Annotated in this window: 20 protein-coding genes and 1 riboswitch; of the genes, 16 read left to right on the top strand and 4 right to left on the bottom strand. The window is 67.0% G+C overall.

What is annotated here, in order from left to right; translation table 11 throughout:
- Positions 1 to 24 precede the first annotated feature (24 nt).
- Positions 25 to 723: a hypothetical protein gene (locus ACW2Q0_RS21630; protein WP_457192710.1), complete on the bottom strand. Its 699-nt coding sequence runs from the start codon at positions 721 to 723 to the stop codon at positions 25 to 27.
- A gap of 329 nt (positions 724 to 1,052) precedes the next feature.
- Positions 1,053 to 1,146, top strand: a riboswitch (SAM riboswitch).
- 10 nt (positions 1,147 to 1,156) lie between these two features.
- On the opposite strand from ACW2Q0_RS21630, the gene ACW2Q0_RS21625 reads away from it, so the two are divergent.
- From ACW2Q0_RS21625 to ACW2Q0_RS21580, 10 genes are all read left to right on the top strand, one after another.
- Positions 1,157 to 2,182 (top strand): amino acid ABC transporter permease, encoded by a 1,026-nt coding sequence (locus ACW2Q0_RS21625; protein WP_457192709.1) that lies wholly within the window; start codon positions 1,157 to 1,159, stop codon positions 2,180 to 2,182.
- Positions 2,179 to 2,970 (top strand): amino acid ABC transporter ATP-binding protein, encoded by a 792-nt coding sequence (locus tag ACW2Q0_RS21620; RefSeq protein ID WP_457192708.1) that lies wholly within the window; start codon positions 2,179 to 2,181, stop codon positions 2,968 to 2,970. The genes ACW2Q0_RS21625 and ACW2Q0_RS21620 overlap by 4 nt, the downstream gene beginning before the upstream one ends.
- A gap of 19 nt (positions 2,971 to 2,989) precedes the next feature.
- Positions 2,990 to 3,964 carry an ABC transporter substrate-binding protein gene (locus ACW2Q0_RS21615; protein ID WP_457192707.1) on the top strand — a complete coding sequence of 325 codons (975 nt, stop codon included), beginning with the start codon at positions 2,990 to 2,992 and terminating at the stop codon, positions 3,962 to 3,964.
- A 4-nt stretch (positions 3,965 to 3,968) separates the two neighbouring features.
- Entirely contained in the window at positions 3,969 to 5,105 is a 1,137-nt protein-coding gene (locus tag ACW2Q0_RS21610) for an LLM class flavin-dependent oxidoreductase (protein ID WP_457192706.1), read from the top strand.
- Positions 5,102 to 6,721: an ABC transporter substrate-binding protein gene (locus ACW2Q0_RS21605; protein WP_457192705.1), complete on the top strand. Its 1,620-nt coding sequence runs from the start codon at positions 5,102 to 5,104 to the stop codon at positions 6,719 to 6,721. The genes ACW2Q0_RS21610 and ACW2Q0_RS21605 overlap by 4 nt, the downstream gene beginning before the upstream one ends.
- A gap of 2 nt (positions 6,722 to 6,723) precedes the next feature.
- Positions 6,724 to 7,728 carry an ABC transporter permease gene (locus tag ACW2Q0_RS21600; protein WP_457192704.1) on the top strand — a complete coding sequence of 335 codons (1,005 nt, stop codon included), beginning with the start codon at positions 6,724 to 6,726 and terminating at the stop codon, positions 7,726 to 7,728.
- A 101-nt stretch (positions 7,729 to 7,829) separates the two neighbouring features.
- Positions 7,830 to 8,702 carry an ABC transporter permease gene (locus ACW2Q0_RS21595; protein ID WP_457192703.1) on the top strand — a complete coding sequence of 291 codons (873 nt, stop codon included), beginning with the start codon at positions 7,830 to 7,832 and terminating at the stop codon, positions 8,700 to 8,702.
- Positions 8,699 to 10,450 carry a dipeptide ABC transporter ATP-binding protein gene (locus ACW2Q0_RS21590; RefSeq protein WP_457192702.1) on the top strand — a complete coding sequence of 584 codons (1,752 nt, stop codon included), beginning with the start codon at positions 8,699 to 8,701 and terminating at the stop codon, positions 10,448 to 10,450. The genes ACW2Q0_RS21595 and ACW2Q0_RS21590 overlap by 4 nt, the downstream gene beginning before the upstream one ends.
- Positions 10,447 to 11,253 (top strand): DUF1684 domain-containing protein, encoded by an 807-nt coding sequence (locus ACW2Q0_RS21585; RefSeq protein ID WP_457192701.1) that lies wholly within the window; start codon positions 10,447 to 10,449, stop codon positions 11,251 to 11,253. The genes ACW2Q0_RS21590 and ACW2Q0_RS21585 overlap by 4 nt, the downstream gene beginning before the upstream one ends.
- Entirely contained in the window at positions 11,250 to 12,401 is a 1,152-nt protein-coding gene (locus ACW2Q0_RS21580; RefSeq protein WP_457192700.1) for an LLM class flavin-dependent oxidoreductase, read from the top strand. The genes ACW2Q0_RS21585 and ACW2Q0_RS21580 overlap by 4 nt, the downstream gene beginning before the upstream one ends.
- Before the next feature lie 32 nt (positions 12,402 to 12,433).
- On the opposite strand, the gene ACW2Q0_RS21575 is transcribed toward ACW2Q0_RS21580, so the two are convergent.
- Complete coding sequence (locus ACW2Q0_RS21575) at positions 12,434 to 13,486, bottom strand: methylenetetrahydrofolate reductase (RefSeq protein ID WP_457192699.1); 1,053 nt, start codon at positions 13,484 to 13,486, stop codon at positions 12,434 to 12,436.
- A gap of 176 nt (positions 13,487 to 13,662) precedes the next feature.
- On the opposite strand from ACW2Q0_RS21575, the gene ACW2Q0_RS21570 reads away from it, so the two are divergent.
- From ACW2Q0_RS21570 to ACW2Q0_RS21555, 4 genes are all read left to right on the top strand, one after another.
- A complete protein-coding gene (locus ACW2Q0_RS21570) occupies positions 13,663 to 14,808 on the top strand; it encodes a polyprenyl synthetase family protein (RefSeq protein WP_457192698.1) in 1,146 nt (381 codons plus the stop codon).
- A gap of 24 nt (positions 14,809 to 14,832) precedes the next feature.
- Positions 14,833 to 16,413 carry a phytoene desaturase family protein gene (gene crtI / locus ACW2Q0_RS21565; RefSeq protein WP_457192697.1) on the top strand — a complete coding sequence of 527 codons (1,581 nt, stop codon included), beginning with the start codon at positions 14,833 to 14,835 and terminating at the stop codon, positions 16,411 to 16,413.
- Positions 16,414 to 16,476: 63 nt separating this feature from the next.
- On the top strand, positions 16,477 to 18,195 hold the full coding sequence (locus tag ACW2Q0_RS21560; RefSeq protein WP_457192696.1) for an alpha-(1->6)-mannopyranosyltransferase A: 1,719 nt from the start codon (positions 16,477 to 16,479) through the stop codon (positions 18,193 to 18,195).
- Entirely contained in the window at positions 18,192 to 19,130 is a 939-nt protein-coding gene (locus tag ACW2Q0_RS21555) for a phytoene/squalene synthase family protein (protein ID WP_457192695.1), read from the top strand. The genes ACW2Q0_RS21560 and ACW2Q0_RS21555 overlap by 4 nt, the downstream gene beginning before the upstream one ends.
- Before the next feature lie 4 nt (positions 19,131 to 19,134).
- On the opposite strand, the gene ACW2Q0_RS21550 is transcribed toward ACW2Q0_RS21555, so the two are convergent.
- Entirely contained in the window at positions 19,135 to 19,503 is a 369-nt protein-coding gene (locus ACW2Q0_RS21550; RefSeq protein ID WP_457192694.1) for an Rv2175c family DNA-binding protein, read from the bottom strand.
- 358 nt (positions 19,504 to 19,861) lie between these two features.
- On the opposite strand from ACW2Q0_RS21550, the gene pknB reads away from it, so the two are divergent.
- Complete coding sequence (gene pknB, locus ACW2Q0_RS21545) at positions 19,862 to 21,853, top strand: Stk1 family PASTA domain-containing Ser/Thr kinase (RefSeq protein ID WP_457192693.1); 1,992 nt, start codon at positions 19,862 to 19,864, stop codon at positions 21,851 to 21,853.
- A gap of 48 nt (positions 21,854 to 21,901) precedes the next feature.
- On the opposite strand, the gene ACW2Q0_RS21540 is transcribed toward pknB, so the two are convergent.
- Positions 21,902 to 23,287 carry a class II 3-deoxy-7-phosphoheptulonate synthase gene (locus ACW2Q0_RS21540; protein ID WP_457192692.1) on the bottom strand — a complete coding sequence of 462 codons (1,386 nt, stop codon included), beginning with the start codon at positions 23,285 to 23,287 and terminating at the stop codon, positions 21,902 to 21,904.
- Between the two features lie 123 nt (positions 23,288 to 23,410).
- On the opposite strand from ACW2Q0_RS21540, the gene ACW2Q0_RS21535 reads away from it, so the two are divergent.
- Positions 23,411 to 23,914: a polyadenylate-specific 3'-exoribonuclease AS gene (locus ACW2Q0_RS21535; protein WP_457192781.1), complete on the top strand. Its 504-nt coding sequence runs from the start codon at positions 23,411 to 23,413 to the stop codon at positions 23,912 to 23,914.
- Positions 23,915 to 23,931: the final 17 nt, after the last annotated feature.

The raw sequence follows: 23,931 nt of genomic DNA, 5'->3' as shown, positions 1-23,931 counted from the left end.
GCCGGTGCCACCTGATCTCGAGCCTCAGCGCACCGAGGTGAGTCCTACCGTGGGGAGGAAGAAGCAGGACTTGCCGCCGTTGTCCACGGTCCCGAAGACCGCGGCGAGTACCGTGCCCGATCCGGTGTCCACCGGAACCGCGCGTACCCCGCCGACCGGGAAGGCGGCGAAGAGGTCCTGGATGGCGCGTTCGGCGAGTGGTCTTATCGCGGTCGGGATTTCGGCGGGCACCATCGTGCGCACGACATCGGAGATCGGTCCCATGGCGGTGATGCCGCTGCGGCCGTTGGCCAAGTTGACCCAGGCGAGGTTCATACTCGTAGCGTTCGAGCCGTCCGGGCCGAGGCCGTAGGGCACGAAGGTGAACATGACTTGGCCCGCCTTGACGGCGGTCGGGTCGAGTCCGGGAACGGCCACGGTGGTTGTGGGCCACGGTCCGGGTACGGCACCAGCCATCGCCGGGACAAGACCGAATGCGCCGGTATCGGAGCAGAACGGCGCGACCGCCGGATACAGGAACGGCTCGACACCGATGGTGCGCAGCGCCTCGACAACGGCGCGGTAAGCGGCGAACAGATCACCGGGCCCGGCCTGAGCGGTCGGGGCACTCGCGGCGGGTGCGGGCAGTGGAGCCGCGGCGGCGACGCTCGGGGCGGCCAGTGTCAGCGCGGCCGTACCGGTCGCGATGGCGGTGAGCGTGGTCAGACGGCGCAGCAGGGTCACGACGAACCTCCTCATCGTCGGGCACGAATCGTGGTCCGAGACTACTCCGGCAAACCTTCGCAACAGCGTCTATTTCGGCCGTGGACACGTTCGCGCCACACGCCCCGGCCGATCGCCGCAGCATCGCACCGGCGGGCAATCCGGACGAAAAGCACCGGGGAAACCGGGCCCGAAATGCCGCTATGCACTGCATGACCGGGCCAATAGTGCCTGTTCACGCCCATCCGGACAAGGTCTGCGCTCACGCTGATTCGTATCCTTGTGCCGGACTTCGCCTGCTTCGCATGATATTTCGGCTAGACCCGTTGACCGACCCCGCTCGGCGTCGGACACCATCCAGAGCGACCGAGAGACCTGGCTCGTCGACGTCGCAGCAACCCCCCGGTCATCGGGTGCGGGTGCTTCCGCCGGGAACGATGGAGGAAACGAAATCATGAGCGCGTCCGTCGCAACCGATGCCCCGGTATCGGATGTTCCGACACCGGGTGCCCACCCGCCCGATGCCACGGCACCGGGTGCACCCCCCGCGACGATAAACACCGCAGAAGCACCGGCCATCGCGAGGTCCTGGCACCCGTGGCGCTGGGTGGTCAGCGCCGTCGCACTCGTGGTGCTCGCGCAATTCATCCACGGACTGGCCACCAATCCGGGATGGGATTGGCCGGCATTCGCCAAGTACTTCACCGCGAAATCGGTGCTGTCGGCGCTGAAGGTCACCGTGGAGCTGACCCTGTGGGGTACGGCACTGGGATTCCTGATCGGTACGGCGCTGGCAATCGCCCGATTGTCGAATAATCCGGTGCTGCGGGTGATCTCGTGGGTCTATATCTGGGCTTTCCGCTCGATTCCGCTGATCGTGCAGCTGCTGTTCTGGTTCAATATCGCCTACCTGTACCACACGCTTTCGCTCGGCATCCCGTTCGGCCCTTCCTTTCTCACCTTCGAGGTGAACGGGGTGATCAGCGGATTCACCGCGGCGGTCATCGGACTCGCATTGCATCAGGCGGCTTATGCGGCCGAGATCATCCGGGCCGGATATATCTCGGTCGATCCCGGGCAGCTGGAAGCAGCGGCGGCACTGGGTATTCCACGGGTGCGCCAGTTCCGCACGGTCATCGTCCCGCAGGCCATGCGCTCGATCCTGCCGAATGCGACCAATGAGGTGATCAGCCTGTTCAAGGGCACCTCGATCGTGTCGGTCATGGCGATCGCGGAACTCTTCTACCAGGTCCAGGTGATCTACGGCCGCAATGGCCGAGTGGTCCCGCTGCTCATGGTCGCCACCGTCTGGTACATCGTGCTGACCACGATTCTGTCGGTGGTGCAGTTCTATATCGAACGTCACTACGCCAAGGGCGCGCAGCGCACGCCGCCACCGACACCGGTGCAGCAGGTGTGGCGCAGGCTGCGCGACATCGCCGAAATCGGTTCCGCCGCGCCGCGCGGAGCGACCCGGTGAGCGCGCCGGTCACCGTCGAGGTGGATCGGGCCGCCGCGGTCGAGGTGCGCGGGGTGCGAAAGTCCTACGGCAGCACCCAGGTACTGCGCGGCATCGACCTGACCGTGCGCGCCGGTGAGGTGGTCACCGTGATCGGACCGTCCGGCTCCGGCAAGTCGACGCTGCTGCGGGTGGTCAACCATCTGGAATCGCTGGATGCGGGGACCGTGCATATCGACGGTGAACTGATCGGATATCGGCTGCGCCGCAATAAGTTGCATGCGCTGTCGGACCGCGAGGTGCGCATGCAGCGCTCGCATATCGGCTTCGTCTTCCAACAATTCAATCTCTTCCCGCATCTGACGGTGCTCGACAATGTCACGCTCGCACCGATTTCCGCGCAACGTCGCCCGCGTGCGGACATCGAGGCCGAGGCACGGGAATTGCTCGCGCGGGTCGGTATCGGCGAACTGACCGACGCCTATCCGCGGCGGCTGTCCGGCGGACAACAGCAGCGCGTGGCCATCGCGCGCGCGTTGGCGCTGCGACCCCCGGTGATCCTCTTCGACGAACCGACCTCGGCCCTGGATCCGGAGCTGGTGGGCGAAGTCCTCGATGTGATCCGCGATCTCGCCGACGGCGGCACCGCACTGGTGATCGTCACCCACGAAATCGGTTTCGCCCGCGAGGTCGCCGACACCGTCGTATTCCTCGACGGCGGCGTGGTCGTCGAACAGGGTCCGCCCGCCGCCGTCCTCGACAACCCACAACACCCGCGCACCCGCGCATTTCTGTCCCGAGTCCGTTGAGCGCGGTGCGCGCTCCCCGATGAACAGGTATTCGATGAAGCTCTCTGCCCTGGTCGGCCTGGCTGCCACGGTCGCCTTGCTGACCACCGGCTGCGGCACTGATCCGGACGCGGAAAACTCCGCACAGCCCGCCGGTGCGATCACCTTCGATCTCTCCCCCGGCCAGTCCGGCCGGATCCACGCGCCCAAGGTCGATGCCATCGCCGCCGAACTGCCGCAGGCCGTTCGCGACCGCGGCACGCTGGTGGTCACCGGGTCGGGCGGTGCCGCACCGCCACTGCGGTTCTACGCCACCGACGATAAGACGATCGTCGGGTCCGAGGTCGATTTCGCCTCGCTCGTCGCCGATATCCTCGGGTTGAAACTCGTCGCACAGGTGGCCGATTGGTCGCAGAACTTCGTGCGGATCGACTCCGGCGAGGCCGATGTGTTCATCTCCAACGTCACCGTGACCGAGGAGCGCAAAGAGAAATACGACTTCGCCACCTACCGCAACGACACCGTCGCGCTGGAGATCCCGAAGCAGAGCACGCTCGAGTACAAGGATCGTAAGAGTCTGGCGGGCAAGCGGATCGGCGTCGGCAGCGGCACCAATCAGGAGCAGCTGCTGGTGAAGTGGAACGAGCAGAATATCGCCGAGGGTCTGCCTCCGATCGATATCGCCTACTTCCAGCAGGTCACCGACTATTACCTGGCGCTGGCCTCGCAGCGTCTGGACGGCTACATCGGCCCGAATCCGTCCGCGATCTACCACAGCACCACCGCGAATCAGACCAAGATCGTCGCGACCTTCTCCGGCGCCGGTGACGCATTGCAGGGCGAGATCGGTGTGCTCACCAAGAAGGACAACGGGCTGATCGGCCCCATCAACAAGGCCATCAACAACGCCATCCAGACCGGCACCTACCAGCAGGTCATCGATCGGTGGGGATTGAAGACCGAGACCGTGCCGAGTTCGCGGATCAATCCGCCCGGCCTACCGAAGAAGTCGTGATCGCATGAAGTTTCTGCTGTTCACCCTCGTCAGCCGAGTGCCGGATCCGAATACCGGTCGGCTGCCCGAGACCAGGGCGCGATTGCTCGATGTCATCGGCCAGGCCCGCGTCGCCGAGGAACTCGGCTACGACGGGTTCGCCGTCGGTGAGCGGCACGAGGATCCGTTCCTCTCGGCCGCACCACCGGTGATCCTGTCCCATATCGCCGCGCTCACCTCGCGGATCAGTCTGTTCACCGCCGTCACCACGCTGAGTCTGTTGGATCCGGTGCGCGCGTTCGAGGACTATTCGACGCTGGACAATCTCTGCGGCGGCCGTCTCGAACTGATCATCGGCAAGGGCAACGGCACGGCCCAGGCGAAGCTGTACCACGTCAGCACCGAGGACCAGTGGGATCGTAATCGCGAAGGCTACGAACTGTTCCGGGCGCTGTGGGACGGCGACACCGTGACCTGGTCGGGCCGATTCCGGCCGGAACTGGTCGAAGCCAAGGCGCTGCCGCGGCCCTGGCAGCCGCGCATCCGCATCTGGCACGGCAGCGCGACCAGCCGCGATTCGGTGGAACTCGCCGCGCGCCACGGTGATCCGCTGTTCTCGGCGAATGTCACCAATCCGATCGAGCCGTATGCCGAACTGGTACGCCACTATCGGGAGCGCTGGGCGCACTATGGGCACGATCCGGCCGAGGCCCTGGTCGGCGCGGGCACCGCGGGATTTCATGTGGCGCGCACCTCACAGCAGGCCCGCGACGAATACCGCCCGATCTTCGAGGCCCGACTGGCATTGGCGCGCAAGCTCGGCCTGCCGATCGTCTTCGAAACGCTCGACGATTTCGTCGCGCGCAGTTCGGCGCTGGTCGGCAGCCCGGAGCAGGTGATCGACAAGGTCGGGCGCCAGCACGAGGCGTTCGGGCACGAGGTGATCCACCTGTCCGCCGAACGCGACGGACGCACCGAAGCGCAATATCGCGGCAGCCTCGAACTCTTCCAGGCCGAGGTCGCACCCGAGCTGCGCCGACGCATTCCGAGCCGACCACTGGCCACCGGCCCCAACGGTCGCACCACCGCTCGTCCCACCGACTACGACATCGATTTCCGCGGCGAACTCGTCCGCACCGAAACATCTGGAGTATCACAGTGATCCGTCCTCGCCACCGAATCGTGGCCGCGGCCGTTGCCGTCACCGCGGCCGCGAGTCTGGCCGCCTGCGGTAGTGATTCGGCTACCGATAGCGGCGACGCGGGTCCGCCGCAGCCGGGCGGCACGCTGCGCTATGGCCTTTCGCAGGCGCCGACCTGCTCGGATCCGGCGCAGTCGGGCACCAATCAGACGCTGTATGTGACCCGCCAGATCGTGGATTCGCTGACCGATCAGGATCCGAAGACCGGTGAGATCAAGCCGTGGCTGGCCAAGAGCTGGGAGATCTCCGCCGACGCGAAGGTGTTCACCTTCCACCTCGCCGACGGCGTCACCTTCAGCGATGGCACCCCACTCACCGCGGATTCGGTGCGCAACACCTTCGATTCGGTGATCAAACTGGGTGCGGCCAAGTCACCGCTCGGCGCTAGTTACCTCACCAACTATGCCGGCACCACCGCGGTCGACAAGCTGACCGCACGGGTGGAATTCAGCAAGCCCAATGCCCAGTTCCTGCAGGCATCCTCGACCGCAGCGCTCGGCATTCAGGGCGATGCCACCACAGCCGAGCCCGCCGATCAGCGCTGCCTGGGTGACAATGTCGGCAGCGGTCCGTTCACCTATGCGTCCTGGCGCCAGGACGCCTCGGCGACCCTGGCCAAACGCGCGGGATATACCTGGGGTTCGGCGGTCTTCGCCCATCAGGGCGAGGCGTATCTGGACAAGATCGAGTTCACGGTCGTCCCCGAATCCGGCGTCCGCACCGGCAGTCTCATCTCCGGGCAACTCGACGCCGTCAGCGATGCGCTGCCACAGGACGCACCGCAGATCGAGGCCGCGAGCGGGCGGGTGCTGAACACCGCCAATCCCGGTGTGCCATTCGGCTTCCAGACCAACGTCACTCGCGGGCCGCTGCGCGATACTGCGGTGCGTCAGGCGCTGCTGCCGGCGATCGACCGGAAACAGCTGGTGGACACCGTTCTCGGCCCACAGTTCAAACCCGCCACCAGCACATTGGCGAGCACCACGCCCGGCTACCAGGATCTGTCGGCCCGGCTGAGCTATGACCCGGCCAAGGCACGCACCATCCTGGACCAGGCGGGCTGGACGCCGGGCGGGGACGGTGTCCGCGCGAAAAATGGTGAACGCCTGTCCTTTTCGGTGCTGTTCAGTCAGGTGTTCGCGGGCAATCAAGCCATCCTGGAGCTGGTGCAGCAGCAACTGCGCCAGGTGGGTGTCGAGCTGAAGCTGGATCTGGTGTCGACCCCGGAGTACACGGCTCGGCAGAACGCCAAGGATTTCGACACCATCTACTACAACACTACCCGCGCCGACGGTGACATTCTGCGCACTTCCTTCAGCGTCGACGGCCGTAATCTCAATGCCCGTGACCGCATCCCGGCGCTGGACGAAGTCCTCGACGCTCAGCTCAGCACCTCGGATACCGCCGCGCGCACCGCATTGATCCGCACCGCGCAACAGGCGGTACTCGATGCGGGACTGTGGATTCCGACGGTCGAACTATCGCAGGCCATCGGTGCGGCACAGCGCGTGCACGATCTGAAGTTCGAGGCATCGGCCCGGCTGCAGTTCTTCGACACCTGGCTCGGCGGGCGGTAGTCGTGGCTCGATATGTGATAGTGCGGGTCCTGCAGGCGATATGGGTGCTGTGGGCGGCCTTCACCATTTCGTTCGTGGTCCTCTACCTACTGCCCGCCGATCCGGTCTCGATCGCGGCCGATGGCGCGGGTGCGGGCACCCCGATCGACAAGGCCGCGATCGCCGAATTACAGGCGCGATATGGACTGGACCGCCCGCTCTGGGAACAATATTGGACCGCGCTGACCCACGCGCTGAGCGGCGACCTGGGCCACTCCATCGTCACCGGCCAGCCGGTGACCAGCGCACTGGGTGCGGCACTGCCCAACACCCTCGGATTGGCCGGTCTGGCACTGCTTTTCGCGGTCCTCGGCGGGGTGGGTCTGGCCTTCGCGGCGACCTATGTCCGCCGCCCGTGGTTGCGCGACACCCTCAGCTCGCTGCCCTCTCTCGGGGTTTCGGTGCCGACCTTCTGGACCGGACTGCTGCTGCTGCAACTGTTCTCGTTCCACTGGCGGCTCACCCCGGCCTTCGGCGGACACGGATTCACAGGCACGCTGCTGCCCGCGCTCACCCTCGCCATCCCGATCGGCGCGGTCCTCGCGCAGGTGCTCGCGGCAGGGTTGTCCACGACTTGGCGACAACCGTTCGTCGATGTGGCACTGGCGAAGGGTGGTTCACGGGGCTGGGTGCTGCGCAAACATGTACTGCGTCCGGCCAGTATGGCGACCTTCACCATCGCCGGTGTGCTGGTCGGCAATATGCTCGTCGGATCCGTGGTAGTGGAGACCGTTTTCGCCCGTCAGGGCGTGGGTCGTCTCACCCAGACGTCCGTACTGGCCCAGGATATTCCGGTAGTGCAGGGCATCGTGCTACTCACCTCGACCGTCTTCGTCACCGTGAATCTGGTGGTGGACCTGCTGTATCCGCTGCTCGATCCGCGCATCGCCGGTCGATTCCGCGGTGTGCCAGCCGATTCGAAGACCGCGGACACGGCCGTCGCGCAGGAGGTGGTCGTGCGTGCCTGAGCCACTCATTCCCCACTCCGGCGCGGGGCGCGACTACGCCCTACCAGCACCGACACCCGAAATCCTCGCGCCCGCCGACCTTGGACAGCAGGTGACCGATCATGGTTGATGTCGCTGAAGAGTCGCGGCGCGTCGCACTCCCCGGACTACGCCGACCGGTACTGAGGTGGAAGTCGGTGCGCGGCAATATCGTAGTGATTCTGTCCGGTGCCGTCGCGGTTTCGGCGCTCGGCTGGGCGCTGTTCCCTTCGGTTTTCGCCAGTGGCGATCCGCTGACCGCAGTCCCCGCGCAGAAGTTCCAGGGACCGAGCGCCCGACACTGGTTCGGCACCGATAATCTCGGGCGCGATCTGTACACCCGGATGGTGCACGGTGCCGGACTCTCGCTCACCGCCACCCTGTCCGCGGTCGCCATCGCGCTGATCGCGGGATCGATACTCGGGCTGCTGTCGGGATCGCTCGGCGGCTTCGCCGACACGGTCATCATGCGGTTCGTCGACGTGTTGCTCTCGATCCCGTCGCTGCTCTTATCCCTCGCGCTGGTCACCGTGCTCGGCTTCGGCACCCGAAATGTGGCGGTAGCGGTGGGGGTTGCGCTGATCGCCAACTTCGCGCGGGTCATGCGCTCGGAGGTGCTTCGGGTGCGGCAGGAGCCGTATGTGGAGGCGGCCCACGCCGCCGGAGTCCGCTGGTACACGGTGCTGGCCCGCCACGTCCTACCGAACTCCTTCCAGCCGGTCCTAGCCCTGGCCGCCGTCGAATTCGGTATGGCGGTGCTATCGGTTTCGGCGCTGAGCTTTCTCGGCTACGGCGCGAAACCGCCCACCCCCGAATGGGGTTCACTGATCTCGGAGGGACGCAACTTCCTCGCCACAGCGTGGTGGATGACCACCCTGCCCGGCCTGGTGATCATTGTCGTCGTCCTCTCGGCCCAACGCCTCGGCCGCGCCGTAGGAAGGAGTCACAGCGCATGAGTACGCGCGGCGCGTCCGCCGATCCGACGGACGCGCGCACCGACGGTAGGCCGCAGACCTGCGACGTCACAAACGGACCGGGCGGCCACAACTCCACGACGGCGGCATTGTTGCGTATCGAGGACCTGCATGTGCGCTACGCCTCCGACAGCGGCGACGTCGCCGCACTCAACGGGGTATCCCTCACCGTCGCACGCGGCGAGGTCGTCGCCCTGGTCGGCGAATCCGGTTCCGGCAAGTCGACTCTCGCGCAATCGGTGATCGGACTACTCGGCCCCAGTGCCGAGATCACCGGTGGGGCCGTCATCTTCGACGGGGAGAAGGTGGATACCGGATCCGAGCGCGCACTGCGGCGGATTCGCGGCGCCCGGATCGGATTCGTACCGCAAGATCCGGGATTGTCGCTGAATCCGGTGCGACGCGTGGGTGATCAGGTCGCCGAGGCGCTACTCGTGCACGGCCTCGCCGATAGCCGCGATGCGGCCACACGGGCGATCGAATTGCTCACCGACGCCGGGCTGGACCTGCCGGAATTGCGGGCGACGCAATATCCGCACGAACTATCCGGTGGCCAGCGACAGCGGGTGTTGATCGCGGCAGCGCTCATCGCCGGGCCGGAGTTGGTGATCGCGGATGAGCCGACCAGTGCATTGGACGCTACGGTGGCGCGCCGGGTGCTCGACAAACTCGCCGCCCAGACAGCGGCCCGCGACACCGCGGTGCTGCTGATCACCCACGATCTCGCGATCGCCGCCGAGCGGGCCGATCGGATCGTGGTGCTCAGCGGCGGCGAGATCATCGAAGCCGGGCCGACCGCGACGGTGCTCAGGGAACCGCGTCATCCGTATACGAAGCGGTTACTCGCCGCCTCGCCGAGTCTGGCGCCGTTCGACGGGTTCCGCGCGCCGCGGATGAGCGCCGGTCCACCGCTGCTCACGGTGCGGGATGTGCACAAACGCTTCCGGGCACCGGCCGGTGGTTCGGTCATCGCGGTGGCCGGCGTCGGCTTCGAACTCGGTCGCGGTGAAACCTTGTCGCTCGTCGGCGAGTCCGGCTCCGGCAAGTCGACCACGGCCCGCATCGCATTGCGACTCACCGAACCCGACAGCGGTGCCGTCACCTTCGACGGGCAGGACCTGACCGCCGTCAAGGGTGGACGGCTGCGCACGCTGCGCCAGCGCTTCCAGGTGGTCTACCAAAATCCCTATGGCTCGCTGGATCCGCGCTGGCGGGTCGGCTCGATCATCGAGGAACCGCTGCGAGCCTATGCTGTCGGCGATCGCAAGGCCAGGCAGGAGCGGGTGCGTGAACTGCTCGGCCAGGTCGCGCTGCCGGAGAACTTCACACACCGCCGCCCCGCGGAACTATCCGGCGGACAACGTCAACGCGTCGCCATCGCCCGCGCCCTGGCCCTGCACCCGGACCTGCTCGTACTCGACGAACCGGTCTCGGCGCTCGACGCCTCCGTCCAGGCCCAGATCCTGGAACTGCTGGACCGCCTGCAAACCGAACTCGGACTGAGTTACCTGTTCATCTCGCACGATCTCGCCGTGGTCCGCCGCATCAGCGACCGCGTCGCGGTCATGCGCGACGGTCGCATTGTGGAATCCGGCACCACCGCCGACATTTTCGACAACCCACAGCACGAGTACACCCGCGAACTGCTGTCGGCCATTCCCGCCCCGCACGTCACCGCACCGGGCGCGGCCCGCACCATCCCCACACTCGAAGGAGTACGAGCGTCATGACGACCAGCATCACCAGCCTTTTCGAAACCGAGTGGGCGCATTGGCATTACGCCAGGGAGGACCAGTTGCGCGATCCGCTCGGCTTCCTGAGCCTCACCGGATTGCATTGGCTCACCGACCAACCCGAGCGCATCCCAGACCTGCCCGGCACCTGGTGGGTCACCGACGACAAGGTGTTCATCACCGCCCAGCCCGCCGACCGGCTGCGGTTCGATGGCACCGACATCGCGGGCGTGCGGATCGTCACGCCGGCCGAAGGCGCACCGGGACTCGATGTGCGGCACGAAAATCGGGTACTCGAGGTGATTCGCCGGACTGGCCGCTACGCCGTGCGCGTGCACGATCCGGCCGCACCCACATTGTCGAGCTTCGAGGGCATCCCGGCCTACGCCCCCGATCCACGCTGGGTGGTCGAGGGTCGTTTCGAACCGTTCGACGTGCCACGCACGATCACCACCGGCGCCGTGGTAGATGGTCTCGAACATCACCACACCGCCTCGGGCACCATCGAATTCACCATCGGCGAGGTCACCGAGCGCGTCATCGCCTTCGGCGCGCCGGCCGAGCTGCGGGTGCTGTTCACCGATGCCACCAGTGGCGTCACCACCTACCCGGCTGCCCGCTCGCTGGCCGTCGCGGCACCCGACGCCGATGGCGTCGTCCGCCTCGATTTCAACCGAGCGGCCAATCTGCCCTGCGCCTTCACCGATTTCGCCACCTGCCCGCTGGCACCCGCGCAGAACCGATTGCGGGTGGCCATCGAAGCGGGCGAACAGCATCCGCGCCTAGGACGGTCCGCATGACGATCCCGCTTTCCATCCTCGATCTGGCCCCGGTCAGCGCCGGATCCACCGCACAGCAGGCCCTGCGCAACACCATCGATCTGGCCCAGCACGCCGAACAGTGGGGTTACCGCCGCTACTGGCTGGCCGAACACCATTTCGTGTCGGTTGCGAGTTCGTCGTCCATCACGCTGATCGGCCTGGTCGCCGCGGCCACCACCCGGATTCGCGTGGGTTCGGCCGCGGTTCAGGTCGGCCACCACACCTCGGCGTCGATCGTGGAGGCATTCGGCACCATCGACGCCCTGTACCCGGGACGACTCGACCTGGGCTTGGGCCGGTCGGGGCATCGCCGCAGCCAGTTCGGCGCACAGCCCACCCATCCCAAGGGCGGTAAGCCGGTCGTCGCTACCGTGACGGGGCGCACCGAGGTACGCGACGGTGTGGTGGTACCGCCGCCGTTCGATCCGGGACGGATCACCGACAGGTCGAGGTTCATCGCCTCGCTCGGCGCGCTGCAACAGCCGGGCGCGCACGCACCGGAGTTCCCAGACCAGATCGACGAGGTACGCGCGCTGCTCAACGGCACGTACCGAAGCGCCGAAGGTACTGCGCTGCATGCCGTTCCGGGTGAAGGCGCACAGGTCGAGCTGTGGTTGTTCGGTAGTTCGGCGGGCGAAAGTGCGGAATTGGCAGGCAAACTCGGTCTCCCCTTCGCCGCGGCCTACCATGTCTCCCCCGGCACCGCCCTGGACGCGGTCGCGGCCTACCGGGCGGCCTTCCGTCCCTCGGCCGACCTCGCCGAACCGTATGTGGTGATCTCCGCGGACGTGGTCGTCGCCCCCGACGACGCGCGCGCCCGGCATTTGGCCGCCACCTACGGTCACTGGGTGCACAGCATCCGCAGCGGTGCGGGCGCCGCCGAATACCTCGATCCGGATACCGCCACCCCGCTGACCCCGGAGCAGCGCCGACTCGTCGACGACCGCCTCGCCACCCAGTTCGTCGGCAGCCCGCGCACCGTCGTCGAACGCCTACAGGCCCTGCAACGAGTCGCCGGCGCGAACGAACTCCTCGTCACCAGCATCACGCACCGCCACGAGGACCGTCTCGAATCCCATCGACTCCTCGCCGATGCCTGGGGGCTCCGGACGGCACGCGCCGCGTAGCCGACATGCTGCTGCCAGCCCCCGCCCCCGACCTAACTGTCGGCCCACGACGCCACTGACGTGGCGCCAACGACCGGCCGAAGGCTCGGGGACGTGGGTGCGGCGGTGACGCCGTAGCCGAGGTTGGCGAGGACCTCACCGGTGGCCTTGGCGAAGTTCAGCGTAATGAAGTGCAGGCAGGGTGCACCCTCATCGATGAGGCGCTGACCCATTTCGGTGGCGATTTCGATACCGACCTCGCGGACCGCCGCATTGTTCTCCTCCGGCCCGTCACCGGCGGCCTTGTGCAAACGCTCCATGACCGCGGGCGGCAGCGGACGTCCGCACAGGTCCTCGGCGCGTGTCACCGTGCGCAGCGAGGTGATGGGCATCAGCTCCGGGATGATCGGCTTTGCGCCCTCGACCGGATCGAAAGCGGTGAGGCGATCGCGCAGGCGCAGATAATGCTCGACGTCGAAGAACATCTGGGTGATCGAATACTCCGCGCCCGCACGCAGTTTCGCGGCCAGGTATGCGGTGTCGTGCGCCAGATCCGGGGAGCGGTGGTGGCCTTGCGGGAACGAGGCGACGCCGACATGGAAGTCGCCGAGATCGCGCACGATGCGCACCAGTTCCTCGGCGTAGGCCACACCGTCGGGATGTTTGCACCATTCACCGAGCGGATCGCCCGGCGGGTCGCCGCGCAGCACCAGGATATTGCGGATGCCCGAATCTGCGTACGCGCCGACCAGCGAGCGCAGTTCGGCGACGCTGTGTTCGACGGCGGTCAGATGCGCGACCGGCAGCAGGGTCGTTTCCTCGGCCAGCGCGCCGGTGATACGCACGGTGCGATCGCGAGTCGTACCGCCGGCACCGTAGGTCATCGAGACGAAGGCCGGATGCATGCGCTCGAAGGTGCGCACAGCACGCCACAGCTGCGCCTCGCCCGCGGCATCACGCGGCGGATTGAACTCCACTGAGAAGGGCACCGACCCCCCGGCATGGGTCCGAAGACTCTGAACGACCGAGGGCGTTTCAGAGACGATCGGTGGCGCCGGGGACGGCCGGCCAGGGGTCGAACTTCCCCGTACGTTATCGAAAGTCACCGGTTCAGTGTAGTAGTGACCGGCCACCGGCCCGTCAGGCCGTCACGCCTGTACGCGTATTCTGCGACGAGACGACATATTCGCTATGGCCGGGCGACCCACGCGACCGTCGCCGTCCGGCACCGATGTACCCATAGCGCCCACCAACCACCGCGTACACCAGCACCCGCACGACCTTGGAGGCTCCCCTGTCCGCCGGACCCGGTATCCAGACGCCCCAGGACACTCCGCCCGCGAACCACCCGCCGGCGCCGGGCACCCCCTTCGTGGCGGCGGTCGAGGACGCGCTCAAAGCCTTCTTCCTGAGCCGTCGCCCCACCGTCGAACCGCTGGGTCCGACTTTCATCCAGGCGGCCGACGCGCTCGAACTGTTCGTGCTGCGGGGCGGCAAACGCACCCGCCCCGCCTTCGCGTGGACCGGCTGGCTCGGCGCAGGCGGCGACCCCACGGGCCCGGACGCGGCCGCGGTCCTGAACGCCTGTGCCGCACTGGAATTGGTGCAGGCCTGCGCATTGGTCCACGACGACATCATCGACTCCTCGCGTACCCGCCGTCGCTTCCCGACCGTGCACGTCGACTTCGAACAGCGCCACCGCGACCACGGCTGGGCCGGTGATGCCGAACACTTCGGCACCTCGGTCGCCATCCTGATCGGCGATCTGGCGCTGGCCTGGGCCGATGACCTGGTGCACAGCGCCGGACTCGACGCCGCCGCGCTCGGCCGCTTCGCGCCGGTCTGGGCGCTCATGCGCACCGAGGTACTCGGCGGGCAACTGCTCGATATCCACGGCGAATCGGCGGGCGACGAATCCGTCGCGGCCGCGCTGCGCATCAACCGCTACAAGACGGCGGCCTACACCGTCGAGCGCCCGCTACACCTCGGTGCGGCACTCGCCGACGCCGATCCAGACCTGATCGAGGCCTACCGGACCTTCGGCACCGATATCGGTATCGCCTTCCAGCTACGCGACGATCTGCTCGGCGTCTTCGGCGATCCCGCGGTCACCGGAAAGCCCTCCGGCGACGACCTACGCGAGGGCAAACGCACCGTCCTGGTCGCCGAGGCGCTGCAGCGCGCCGATGCCGGCGACCCGGCCGCGGCCACCTTGCTGCGCACCAGCATCGGCACCGACCTGACGGCGGACCAGGTCGAGCGGCTGCGCACGGTGATCACCGCACTCGGCGCGGTCGACGAGGTGGAGCGCCGGATCACCGAACTAACCGAGCAGGGCCTGACCGCACTGGCATCGAGTACCGCCACGCCCGACGCCAAGGAGCGCTTGCGCGCCATGGCCGTGGCCGCGACGAGTCGCACGCACTAGCCGCGACCGAGCGAGGAGATCCACATGAAATCCGTGGCGGGACCGACCGATCGCGTCGTGGTGGTGGGCGCCGGGCTATCCGGCCTCGCCGCGGCCCTGCATCTGACCGGGGCCGGTCGCACGGTCACGCTGCTGGAACGTGCCGATCATCCCGGCGGCCGAGTCGGGCTGTACCGCGGCCCCGACTACGAAATCGACTCCGGCGCAACAGTACTCACCTTGCCGGAGCTGATCGCCGATGCGCTCGCCGCCGTCGGGAGCACCCCCGAAACCTGCACTCCGCCACTGCGCATCCACCAGCTCGCCCCGAGCTATCACGCCCGCTTCGCCGATGACTCGAGCATGCGCGTCTACGCCGATCCCGAGGCCATGGCCATGGAGGTGGCCCGGGTTTGCGGTGACGACGAGGCCCTGCGCTACCGACGGCTGCGTGCCTGGCTGGCCGCGGTCTACCAGGCCGAGTTCACCGAGTTCATGGATACGAACTTCGATTCGCCGCTCGATTTGGTCCGTCACCCGGCCAAGCGCCGCGCCCTCGCCACCCTGGTACGACTCGGCGGATTAGGCAGGCTCGGCCCGCGTGTCTCCCGCTTCCTACGCGATCCCCGCCCGGCCCGACTGTTCACCTTCCAGGCGCTCTACGCGGGCGTGGCCCCGGCGCAGGCAATGGCCGTATACGGTGCGATCCCACACATGGACACTTCGCTCGGCGTCTACTTTCCCGAGGGCGGCATGCGCGCCATCACCGCCGCACTCGCGGACGCCTTCACCGCGGCGGGCGGCGCACTCGAGCTGAACACCGAGGCCACCGGGATCGAGTACACGGGCGGGCGGGCCAGGCAGGTCCGCACCGCGGACGGCCGCACCTTCGACTGCGACGCCGTGGTTCTCACGGCCGACCTCGGCGCGCTCGAACGCTTCGGCGTGCGTCGCCGCCGTCGATTGCGCGCCGCACCGTCCGCCGTCGTCGCACATGGCACCATCCCCGCCACGATCGCCGAAACCTGGCCGATCCAGGCCCACCACACCATCGATTTCGGCGACGCCTGGGATCGCACCTTCGACGAGATCGCCGCCCGCCCCGGCCGCGGCCGCCTGATGAGCGACCCATCCTTGCTGCTCACCCGGCCCGCACTGACCGATCCGACGCTCTATATCGACCGCGCCGACGGCAGATACGAGCCGTTCTCGCTACTCGCCCCCTGCCCCAACCTCGAGGCCGCACCGTTGGACTGGGACCGACTCGGCCCCAATTACCTGCGTGAACTCCTGCAGGTGTTGGCGGAACGCGGATATCACGGCATCGAACACTTCGCCGTCGACCACCTCGACACACCCGGCACCTGGCGTGATCAAGGCATGTTGGCCGGAACACCCTTCTCGGCAGCGCATCTGTTCCGGCAGACCGGACCATTTCGTACACGCAATTTTTCCGGCGGCAGCGACAACGTGGTTATCGCCGGTTGTGGCACCACTCCGGGTGTCGGCGTGCCGACCACTCTGCTGTCCGGAAAACTGGCGGCAAACCGAATTATCGGGGCCGCGCTACCCGCTCGGGATGAATCCCCACGCACCAGCGGGATAGTGTTCCCGGCGAGCCGATAAACTATCGCGCGACCTATTCGCCTGCGGTTGCGACCGCCGACTACTCCGGGGGACCGACACCATATGCATCCCCCTGAGACGACGGCTCCCACGCCCACCGGCAACTCGATCACCGCGACCGAAGACCAGGCGCGTCCATCGAGCGCCCCGGTGCGCGGGCAGACCCCCGCCGTCGCAGAACACGGATTCCGAGCCTGGGCGCGGACGACCGCCGACTTCGCCCGCAGCCCCGAAGGACATTCGGCGCTGCTCGGTTTCTTCGGCGCGCTGATGATCACCTTCGGTGGATTCGGCGCGGGCAGCGTCCGCAAACGCGATCCGCTGCTCGAGGCGATGCATCTGTCCTGGCTGCGATTCGGGCACGGCTATGTGCTGTCCACCATGGTCATCTGGGTCGGGGTGCTGTTGATGATCACCGCGTGGGTGCGCTTGGGCCGCACCACGATCGGCTTCGGCGATCGACCCGACGCCGGGGTCACGCTGAACGAATTGCGCGTGATCGTCGGCATCTGGATCTTCCCGCTGCTGTTCGCGGTGCCGATGTTCAGCCGCGACGCGTATTCGTATCTGGCCCAGGGCGCGCTGCTTCGCGACGGTTTCGATCCCTATGTCTCTGCGCCGGTCGCCAATCCCGGTGTACTGCTGGACAATGTGAGCCCGGTCTGGACCACCACCACCGCGCCCTACGGTCCGATCTTCCTGCTACTCGGCAACGCCATCACGGCGATCACCGGCGATAACGTGGTCGCGGGCACCATCGCGCTGCGGCTGGTCATGCTGCCCGGCCTGGCACTGATGATGTGGGCGGTGCCGTATCTGACCAAACACCTCGGCGGTAAGCCGACCGTCGCACTGTGGCTGGCCGTGCTCAACCCGCTGGTGCTGATCCATCTCATCGGCGGCGTGCACAACGAAATGCTCATGGTCGGGCTCATGTGCGCCGGTATCGCACTGGTGCTGGAGCGCCATCATGCCGCGGGCATCGTGGTCGTCGCGATCGGTGTCGCCATCAAGGCCACCGCCGGTATCGCACTGCCATTCCTCGTGTGGATCTGGATGCTGCACGAGCGCGAACGCCGAGCGATACAGCGCGCCGCACAATCACCGGGTGCGACCCAGAGCGTCGAGAGCGAGGCCGAACCGGCACGACCGAGTGCGGAAGTGCCGCATCCGGCGCTGATGTTCGCCAAGATCGCCGGACTCGGTCTGAGCGTCTTCGCGCTGGTCTTCGTGGCCGCCTCGGCCATCGCCGGGGTCGGCATCGGCTGGCTGACCGCGCTGTCGGGCTCGAAGAAGATCATCAACTGGCTCTCGCTGCCCACGATCATGGCGCATATGGTCCGCTGGGTGACACCGTTCCCGATGGATCCGGTGCTCGCGGTGACCCGCGCACTGTGTGCGCTGGCACTGATCGCCGTGCTGGCGTGGACCTGGTGGCGGTTCCGGCACAGCGAGCGCGAGGCGGTCTTCGGCATCCTCATCGCCTTCGTCGCCATCGTCATCCTCTCACCCGCCGCGCTGCCCTGGTACTACTCCTGGCCGCTGGCACTGGCCGCCGGATTCGCGCTGTCCACCACCACGCTGATGGTGCTGGTCGGGCTGTGCACCTGGTTGATGCTGGTATTCCAGCCGGACGGCTCCATCGGGCTCTACAGCTTCACCCATGTCGCCGCCGCGACCTTCGCGGCTGTGGTCGCGGCCCTATCGCTTCGGACGGTCGACCCATTGCGATTGCGCGCCACCCCGCCACAGAGCAATCCGGTCGCCGTCACCCGGTCATGACCAAGGACGCGCCGACCGACCGCGGCTCGGAACTGGCCGCGGCCTACCGCGTCTGCCGTGCGATCGCTGCCACACACGGCCGTACCTACTTCCTCGCCACCCGACTGCTGTCCGCGCGACGGAGACCCGCGGTGCACGCGCTGTATGCCTTCGCGCGCATGGTGGACGACATCGTCGATCACCCGACGTACGACGCCGAGCGCGGCCCCGCGGGCGAACTCGATCTGGTCGAGAAACAACTGTGCGTCGCCTTGGAGCAGGCCAGGCCGCCCGTCGACCGGCGCACCCAGGTGCTCGCCGCGCTGGCCGACACCATCCAGCGCTACGACATTGCGCCCCAGCACTTCTGGACCTTCCTGGATTCCATGCGCATGGATGTGCCGGGAACCGCGCACTTCCGCGCCCACTACGCCACCATGACCGAACTGCGCGAGTACATGCGCGGATCCGCGGCCGCGATAGGTCTGCAACTGCTACCGGTACTCGGCACGGTCGTCCCGGTGGCCGAGGCCGAACTCGCCGCCGCCGCACTCGGTGAGGCCTTTCAGCTCACCAACTTCCTGCGTGATATCGCCGAGGATCTCGACCGCGGCCGGATCTATCTGCCCACCGATGAACTCGCGGTCTTCGGTGTCGATGCGGACCTGCTGGCCCATTGCCGCCGGATCGGGCACACCGAACGGCGGGTGCGTCGCGCATTGGCCCACCTGATCGCGATCAATCGCGACCTCTACCGTTTCGCGAACCCGGGCATCGATCTACTCGACCCCCCAGTTCGCCCCGCCATTCGCACCGCGAGCACGCTCTACTCCGGCATCCTCGACGAAATCGAACACTTCGACTATGCGGTGTTCGCGCGCCGCGCCGTGGTCCCCCGCCACCGACGCCTGCGTGTCGCGGCGGTGGAATTCGCCACCGCCGCATTGCGCGGATAATAACTCAGAAGGGCTCGGCCGCCGCGCGGCGCAGCACCTCGCGCGCGAGCGGACCGCGTAATGCGTCGACGGGCTTACCGGGCAGACTGTCGTCGTCGGTGAAGATCCACTCCAGGATCTCCTCATCGGTGTACTTGGCGTCTTTCATGACGGTGATCAAGCCCGGCAGCGACTTCACAATGGCGCCGGTATCGTCGAAGAATCGCTCGGGCACGCCGGCGACGCCATCGCGGCGCACAGCGAGCAACTGATGGTCGCGCAGCATCTGATGCACCCGGGTCACCACGAGCCCGAGCTTGTCGGCCACCTCGGGCAGCGGGATCACCGCCTCCGACCGGGGAAGAACATCATCACTGCAAGGAAATGCACTCACCCGGATAACGGTAGACGGTCCCGCGCCGCACGGCTCGAGACACCCTGGACCGTTTCCACACGATTCGACCTGGTGATAGCAAGTTCGTGGCCACCAACCATCGATTGCGCCACCCATAGCAACCACCACGGAGCGAGCCTCACGAGCGAGGAGTTCGCGGCCCGTCTCGCGTCCGAGCCGTCGAAGCGCATGCGACGAAGTCGCGAGTCTCGACAGCTCGGACGCGACACACCAGGAGGCCGCGAACCCGCCGCGCCCGCGCGGCCAAAAACACCGCTTTTCGACACGGCTACGATCGTGGGCGGGCCGCATGGAGCGGTCGTTCGCTTGTCGCATCGGAGCGAGGGGTGAGAGCTTTGTGAAGGCCGGAGGACATCATTTGATCGGGCAAATCCTGGAGGGGCGCTATCGGATCGACGCGCCGATCGCGCGGGGCGGGATGTCGATGGTCTTCCGAGGTGTGGATACCCGGCTGGACCGTCCGGTGGCCATCAAGGTGATGGACCCGAAGTTCGCCGCCGATCCCCAGTTCCTGTCCCGGTTCGAATTCGAGGCGCGCGCGGTCGCCAAGCTCAAACATCCGTCCCTGGTCGCGGTCTACGACCAGGGCGTCGACGGCGAACATCCATTCCTGATCATGGAGTTGGTCGAGGGCGGCACGCTGCGCGAACTTCTGCGCGAACGCGGTCCGATGCCGCCGCACGCGGTCCGCGCGGTCGCCGAACCGGCACTGGCCGCGATCGGCGTCGCGCATTCGGCGGGCCTGATCCATCGCGATATCAAACCCGAGAATGTGCTGATCTCCGACTCCGGTGAGGTCAAGATCGCCGATTTCGGTCTGGTGCGGGCGGTCGCGGCCGCGAACACCACCTCGGCGAGCGTCATTCTAGGAACCGCCGCATACCTGTCCCCCGAACAAGTGACCGCGGGCACCGCCGACTCCCGCAGCGACGTCTACTCCTTCGGTATCCTGATCTTCGAGCTGCTCACCGGCCAGGTCCCGTTCACCGGTGACACTTCGCTATCGGTGGCATATCAGCGCATCGAGAACGATGTGCCCAGCCCGAGCGAATTCATCGCGGGGATCCCGCCGGAGTTCGACGATCTTATCGCGCGAGCCACCAATCGCGAACCCGCGCATCGCTTCGCCGATGCCAACGAGATGGCGGCCGAACTGCATTCGATCGCGGTCGCGCTGAATCTGCCGCCGTATCGGGTGCCCACACCGCGGGAATCGGCCGAACACCTCAGCGCCAGCTACCAGGCGGCCGCACCGAACCCGCAGCAGGCCAGGGCGGCGGCACCGCCTCCACCGTCGGCACAGCACACCAAGGTCGTCACCACGGCGCGCCCGCGGGTGCCCGACTACGGTCCGCCCGATAACTACGGACCGCCGGACATCTACGGACCGCACGCTCATCACTACGCACCATCACATTCGCCGCAGCCTTCCCCTTTCGAGGACGACCGGACCAAATCGCGGCGCACGGTCCTGCTTTGGGTCGCCATCGTAGCGATCCTGACCCTGCTCGTCGGGATAGGCGGCTGGTGGTTGGGCGTCGGGCGCTACTCGGCGGTCCCTTCGGTCGCCGGGAAAGACCAGGCCAGCGCGATTTCGGCGCTGTCGAGTGCCGGGTTCGACACCGAGATCAGACAGAAGACCTCCGACACCATCCCGGTCGGTGGGGTGGTCGGCACCGATCCCTCGGCCGGATCCAAGGTCACCAAGGGCTCGACGGTGGCCGTGCTGGTCTCCAGCGGCAAACCCCGGGTGCCGGATGTCACAGCGGGCGACGACATCTCGAAGGTAAACCAGCTCATCCGCGATGCCGGACTGCAACCGGTGGACGCGGGCGAAACCGGCAGCACCGCACCCAAGGGCAGCTTCGCGAAGGTGGATCCGGCTCCCGGCACCGTCCTGCCGCTGGCCGCGCAGGTCAAGGTGTACCGCAGCAAGGGATCTCAGCCCGTGAAGATACCCGATCTGCGCGGTAAGACCACCGATGAAGCGAACAAAGTGCTCACCGCGGCCGGAATTACGGTGCGCGAGACCAGGACTCAGTACGACCGGACGGTCGAGGCGGATAGGGTCATCGCCACCGAACCGGCCGCGGGCACCACGATCCAGTCCGGCGACGGCATCACCTTGATCGTCTCGAATGCCGTGAAGGTGCCCCTGCTGGTCGGCTCGAGCGTCGCGGACGCCCGCTCCAAGCTGCAAGCGCTCGGCCTGGTGGTGGCGGTGCGTCAGCTCACCCCGTCCGACAGCTCCGTGGTGATCGGCCAAGTTCCGGGCGTGGGGTCCAATGTCGAGGCGGGCAGTACCGTCTCGCTGACGGCACTACCCTGACGACAAGCAGCGCCGCACAATCGCGGCGCTCCTGTCGGAAGTTCTTGGTCAGCGCAGCATTTCGGCGACCAGGAAGGCGAGTTCCAGCGACTGCTGGGTATTCAACCGCGGGTCACATGCGGTCTCATAGCGACCGGACAGATCCAGATCGGAGATGTCCTGGGCGCCGCCGAGGCATTCGGTGACATCCTCGCCGGTCAGTTCGATGTGCAGACCGCCGGGATGCGTACCCAGTGCGTGGTGCACCTCGAAGAAGCCCTGCACCTCGTCGATGATCCGGTCGAAGTGCCGCGTCTTGTAGCCGGTGGAGGCCTCGTGGGTATTGCCGTGCATGGGATCGCACTGCCAGATGACCTGGTGTCCGGTCGCCTGCACCTTCTCGATGATGGGCGGCAGCACATCACGAACCTTGGTGTTGCCCATGCGCGAGACGATGGTCAACCGGCCGGGCTCATTATTGGGATCGAGCCGCTCGACGTATTCCACGGCCTGATCCGGCGTGGTGGTCGGGCCGATCTTCAGGCCGATCGGATTGGCCAGCAGTTCCGCGAAAGCGATATGCGCGCCGTCGAGCTGACGGGTGCGCTCGCCGATCCACAGGAAGTGCGCGGATAGGTCGTAGAGCACCGGCTCGCCCGCCGCGTTCTCGCCGAGGCGCAGCATGGCGCGCTCGTAGTCCAGCACCAACGCCTCGTGGCTGGCGTAGATGCGGGCCGACTGCAGGCTCGGATCATTCACCCGACAAGCGGTCATGAAGGCCAAACCGCGGTCGATCTCCTCGGCCAACGCCTCGTAGCGCGCACCGGCGGGCGACTTGGCGACGAAGTCCCGATTCCAATCGTGGACCCGATGCAGATCCGCCATGCCCGCGCTGGTCAGGGCGCGTACCAGATTCATGGCCGCGCTGGCGTTGGCGTAGGCGCGCACTAGTCGCGAAGGGTCGTGCGCACGCATCTTCGCATCGGCGACCAGGGAGTTCACCATGTCACCGCGGTAGGACTTGAGGCCGAGGGCATCGGTGTCCGCGGAGCGCGGCTTGGCGTACTGGCCTGCGATGCGCGCGACCTTGACCACCGGCAGGCTGGCGCCGTAGGTCAGCACGACGGCCATCTGCAGCAGGGTGCGGATATTGCCCCGGATATGCGGTTCGGTGTTGTCGGCGAAGGTCTCCGCGCAATCACCGCCCTGCATCAGGAAGGCCTCGCCGCGCGCGACCTCCGCGAGCTGCCCGCGCAGTTCCTCCACCTCGGCGGGCACGCAGATCGGCGGCACGCTCTCCAGCACCGTGCGCATCATTGCCGCCTGCTCCGGATCCCACGCCGGCTGCTGCAGCGCGGGACGCGCGAGCGCGTCGTCCAGCCGCCTACGCAGCTCCGCGGGCAGCGGCGGCAGCTCCGGCAGGCGATCGATGGGTACGTCGACGGTCCAGTTCACCCGTTCAGAATACGGACCCTCCCAACCGCGCAGGTACCCGGTATCAGGGGTGGATTCTGCCCACCTAGGGTGAATAGCCGGGCACTATCGCCGCACCGTACCGATCTTTTGGAGGAGAGTCCGATCTCGCTTCGATATTTTTATGACTGCGAATTCATCGAGGACGGGTCGACGATCGACCTCGTTTCGATCGGTGTGGTCTGTGAAGACGGCCGCGAATACTACGCGGTCTCAACCGAATTCGACGCCGAGCGAGCCGGCCCCTGGGTGCGCCGCCATGTACTCCCACAGCTCCCGTCGCCGTCCTCGCCGCTCTGGCGCAGCCGCGAACAGATCCGCAAAGATCTCTACGAATTCCTCGTCCCGCGCCCCAGCGTCACCCCCGAACTGTGGGCCTGGGTCGCCGCCTACGACCACGTCGCCCTGTGCCAACTCTGGGGCTCCATGATCGACCTGCCCAACGCCCTCCCCCGCTACACCAATGAACTGCGTCAGCACTGGGAGGCCCATGGCCGTCCCGAACTCCCCTCGGTCCCCCCGGACGCCCACGACGCCCTCGCCGACGCCCGGCACAATCTGGCCAAATTCGAGGCCATCGAGGCGGCACGCCGCCGGGTTTCCCGTTGACAGCGAGAGGCCCCGAG

The sequence above is a fragment of the Nocardia citri genome (assembly GCF_054065835.1).
Note: the sequence above shows the minus strand (reverse complement) of the source record. Positions and strands in the feature narration are given on the sequence as shown.

What these genes read in the sequence shown, in the direction of transcription:
- ACW2Q0_RS21625 (WP_457192709.1), top strand. Translation starts at nt 1,157, where the DNA reads ATGAGCGCGTCCGTCGCAACCGATGCCCCGGTATCGGATGTTCCGACA.
- ACW2Q0_RS21615 (WP_457192707.1), top strand. Translation starts at nt 2,990, where the DNA reads ATGAACAGGTATTCGATGAAGCTCTCTGCCCTGGTCGGCCTGGCTGCC.
- ACW2Q0_RS21610 (WP_457192706.1), top strand. Translation starts at nt 3,969, where the DNA reads ATGAAGTTTCTGCTGTTCACCCTCGTCAGCCGAGTGCCGGATCCGAAT.
- ACW2Q0_RS21595 (WP_457192703.1), top strand. Translation starts at nt 7,830, where the DNA reads ATGGTTGATGTCGCTGAAGAGTCGCGGCGCGTCGCACTCCCCGGACTA.
- ACW2Q0_RS21590 (WP_457192702.1), top strand. Translation starts at nt 8,699, where the DNA reads ATGAGTACGCGCGGCGCGTCCGCCGATCCGACGGACGCGCGCACCGAC.
- ACW2Q0_RS21585 (WP_457192701.1), top strand. Translation starts at nt 10,447, where the DNA reads ATGACGACCAGCATCACCAGCCTTTTCGAAACCGAGTGGGCGCATTGG.
- ACW2Q0_RS21580 (WP_457192700.1), top strand. Translation starts at nt 11,250, where the DNA reads ATGACGATCCCGCTTTCCATCCTCGATCTGGCCCCGGTCAGCGCCGGA.
- crtI (WP_457192697.1), top strand. Translation starts at nt 14,833, where the DNA reads ATGAAATCCGTGGCGGGACCGACCGATCGCGTCGTGGTGGTGGGCGCC.
- ACW2Q0_RS21560 (WP_457192696.1), top strand. Translation starts at nt 16,477, where the DNA reads ATGCATCCCCCTGAGACGACGGCTCCCACGCCCACCGGCAACTCGATC.
- ACW2Q0_RS21555 (WP_457192695.1), top strand. Translation starts at nt 18,192, where the DNA reads ATGACCAAGGACGCGCCGACCGACCGCGGCTCGGAACTGGCCGCGGCC.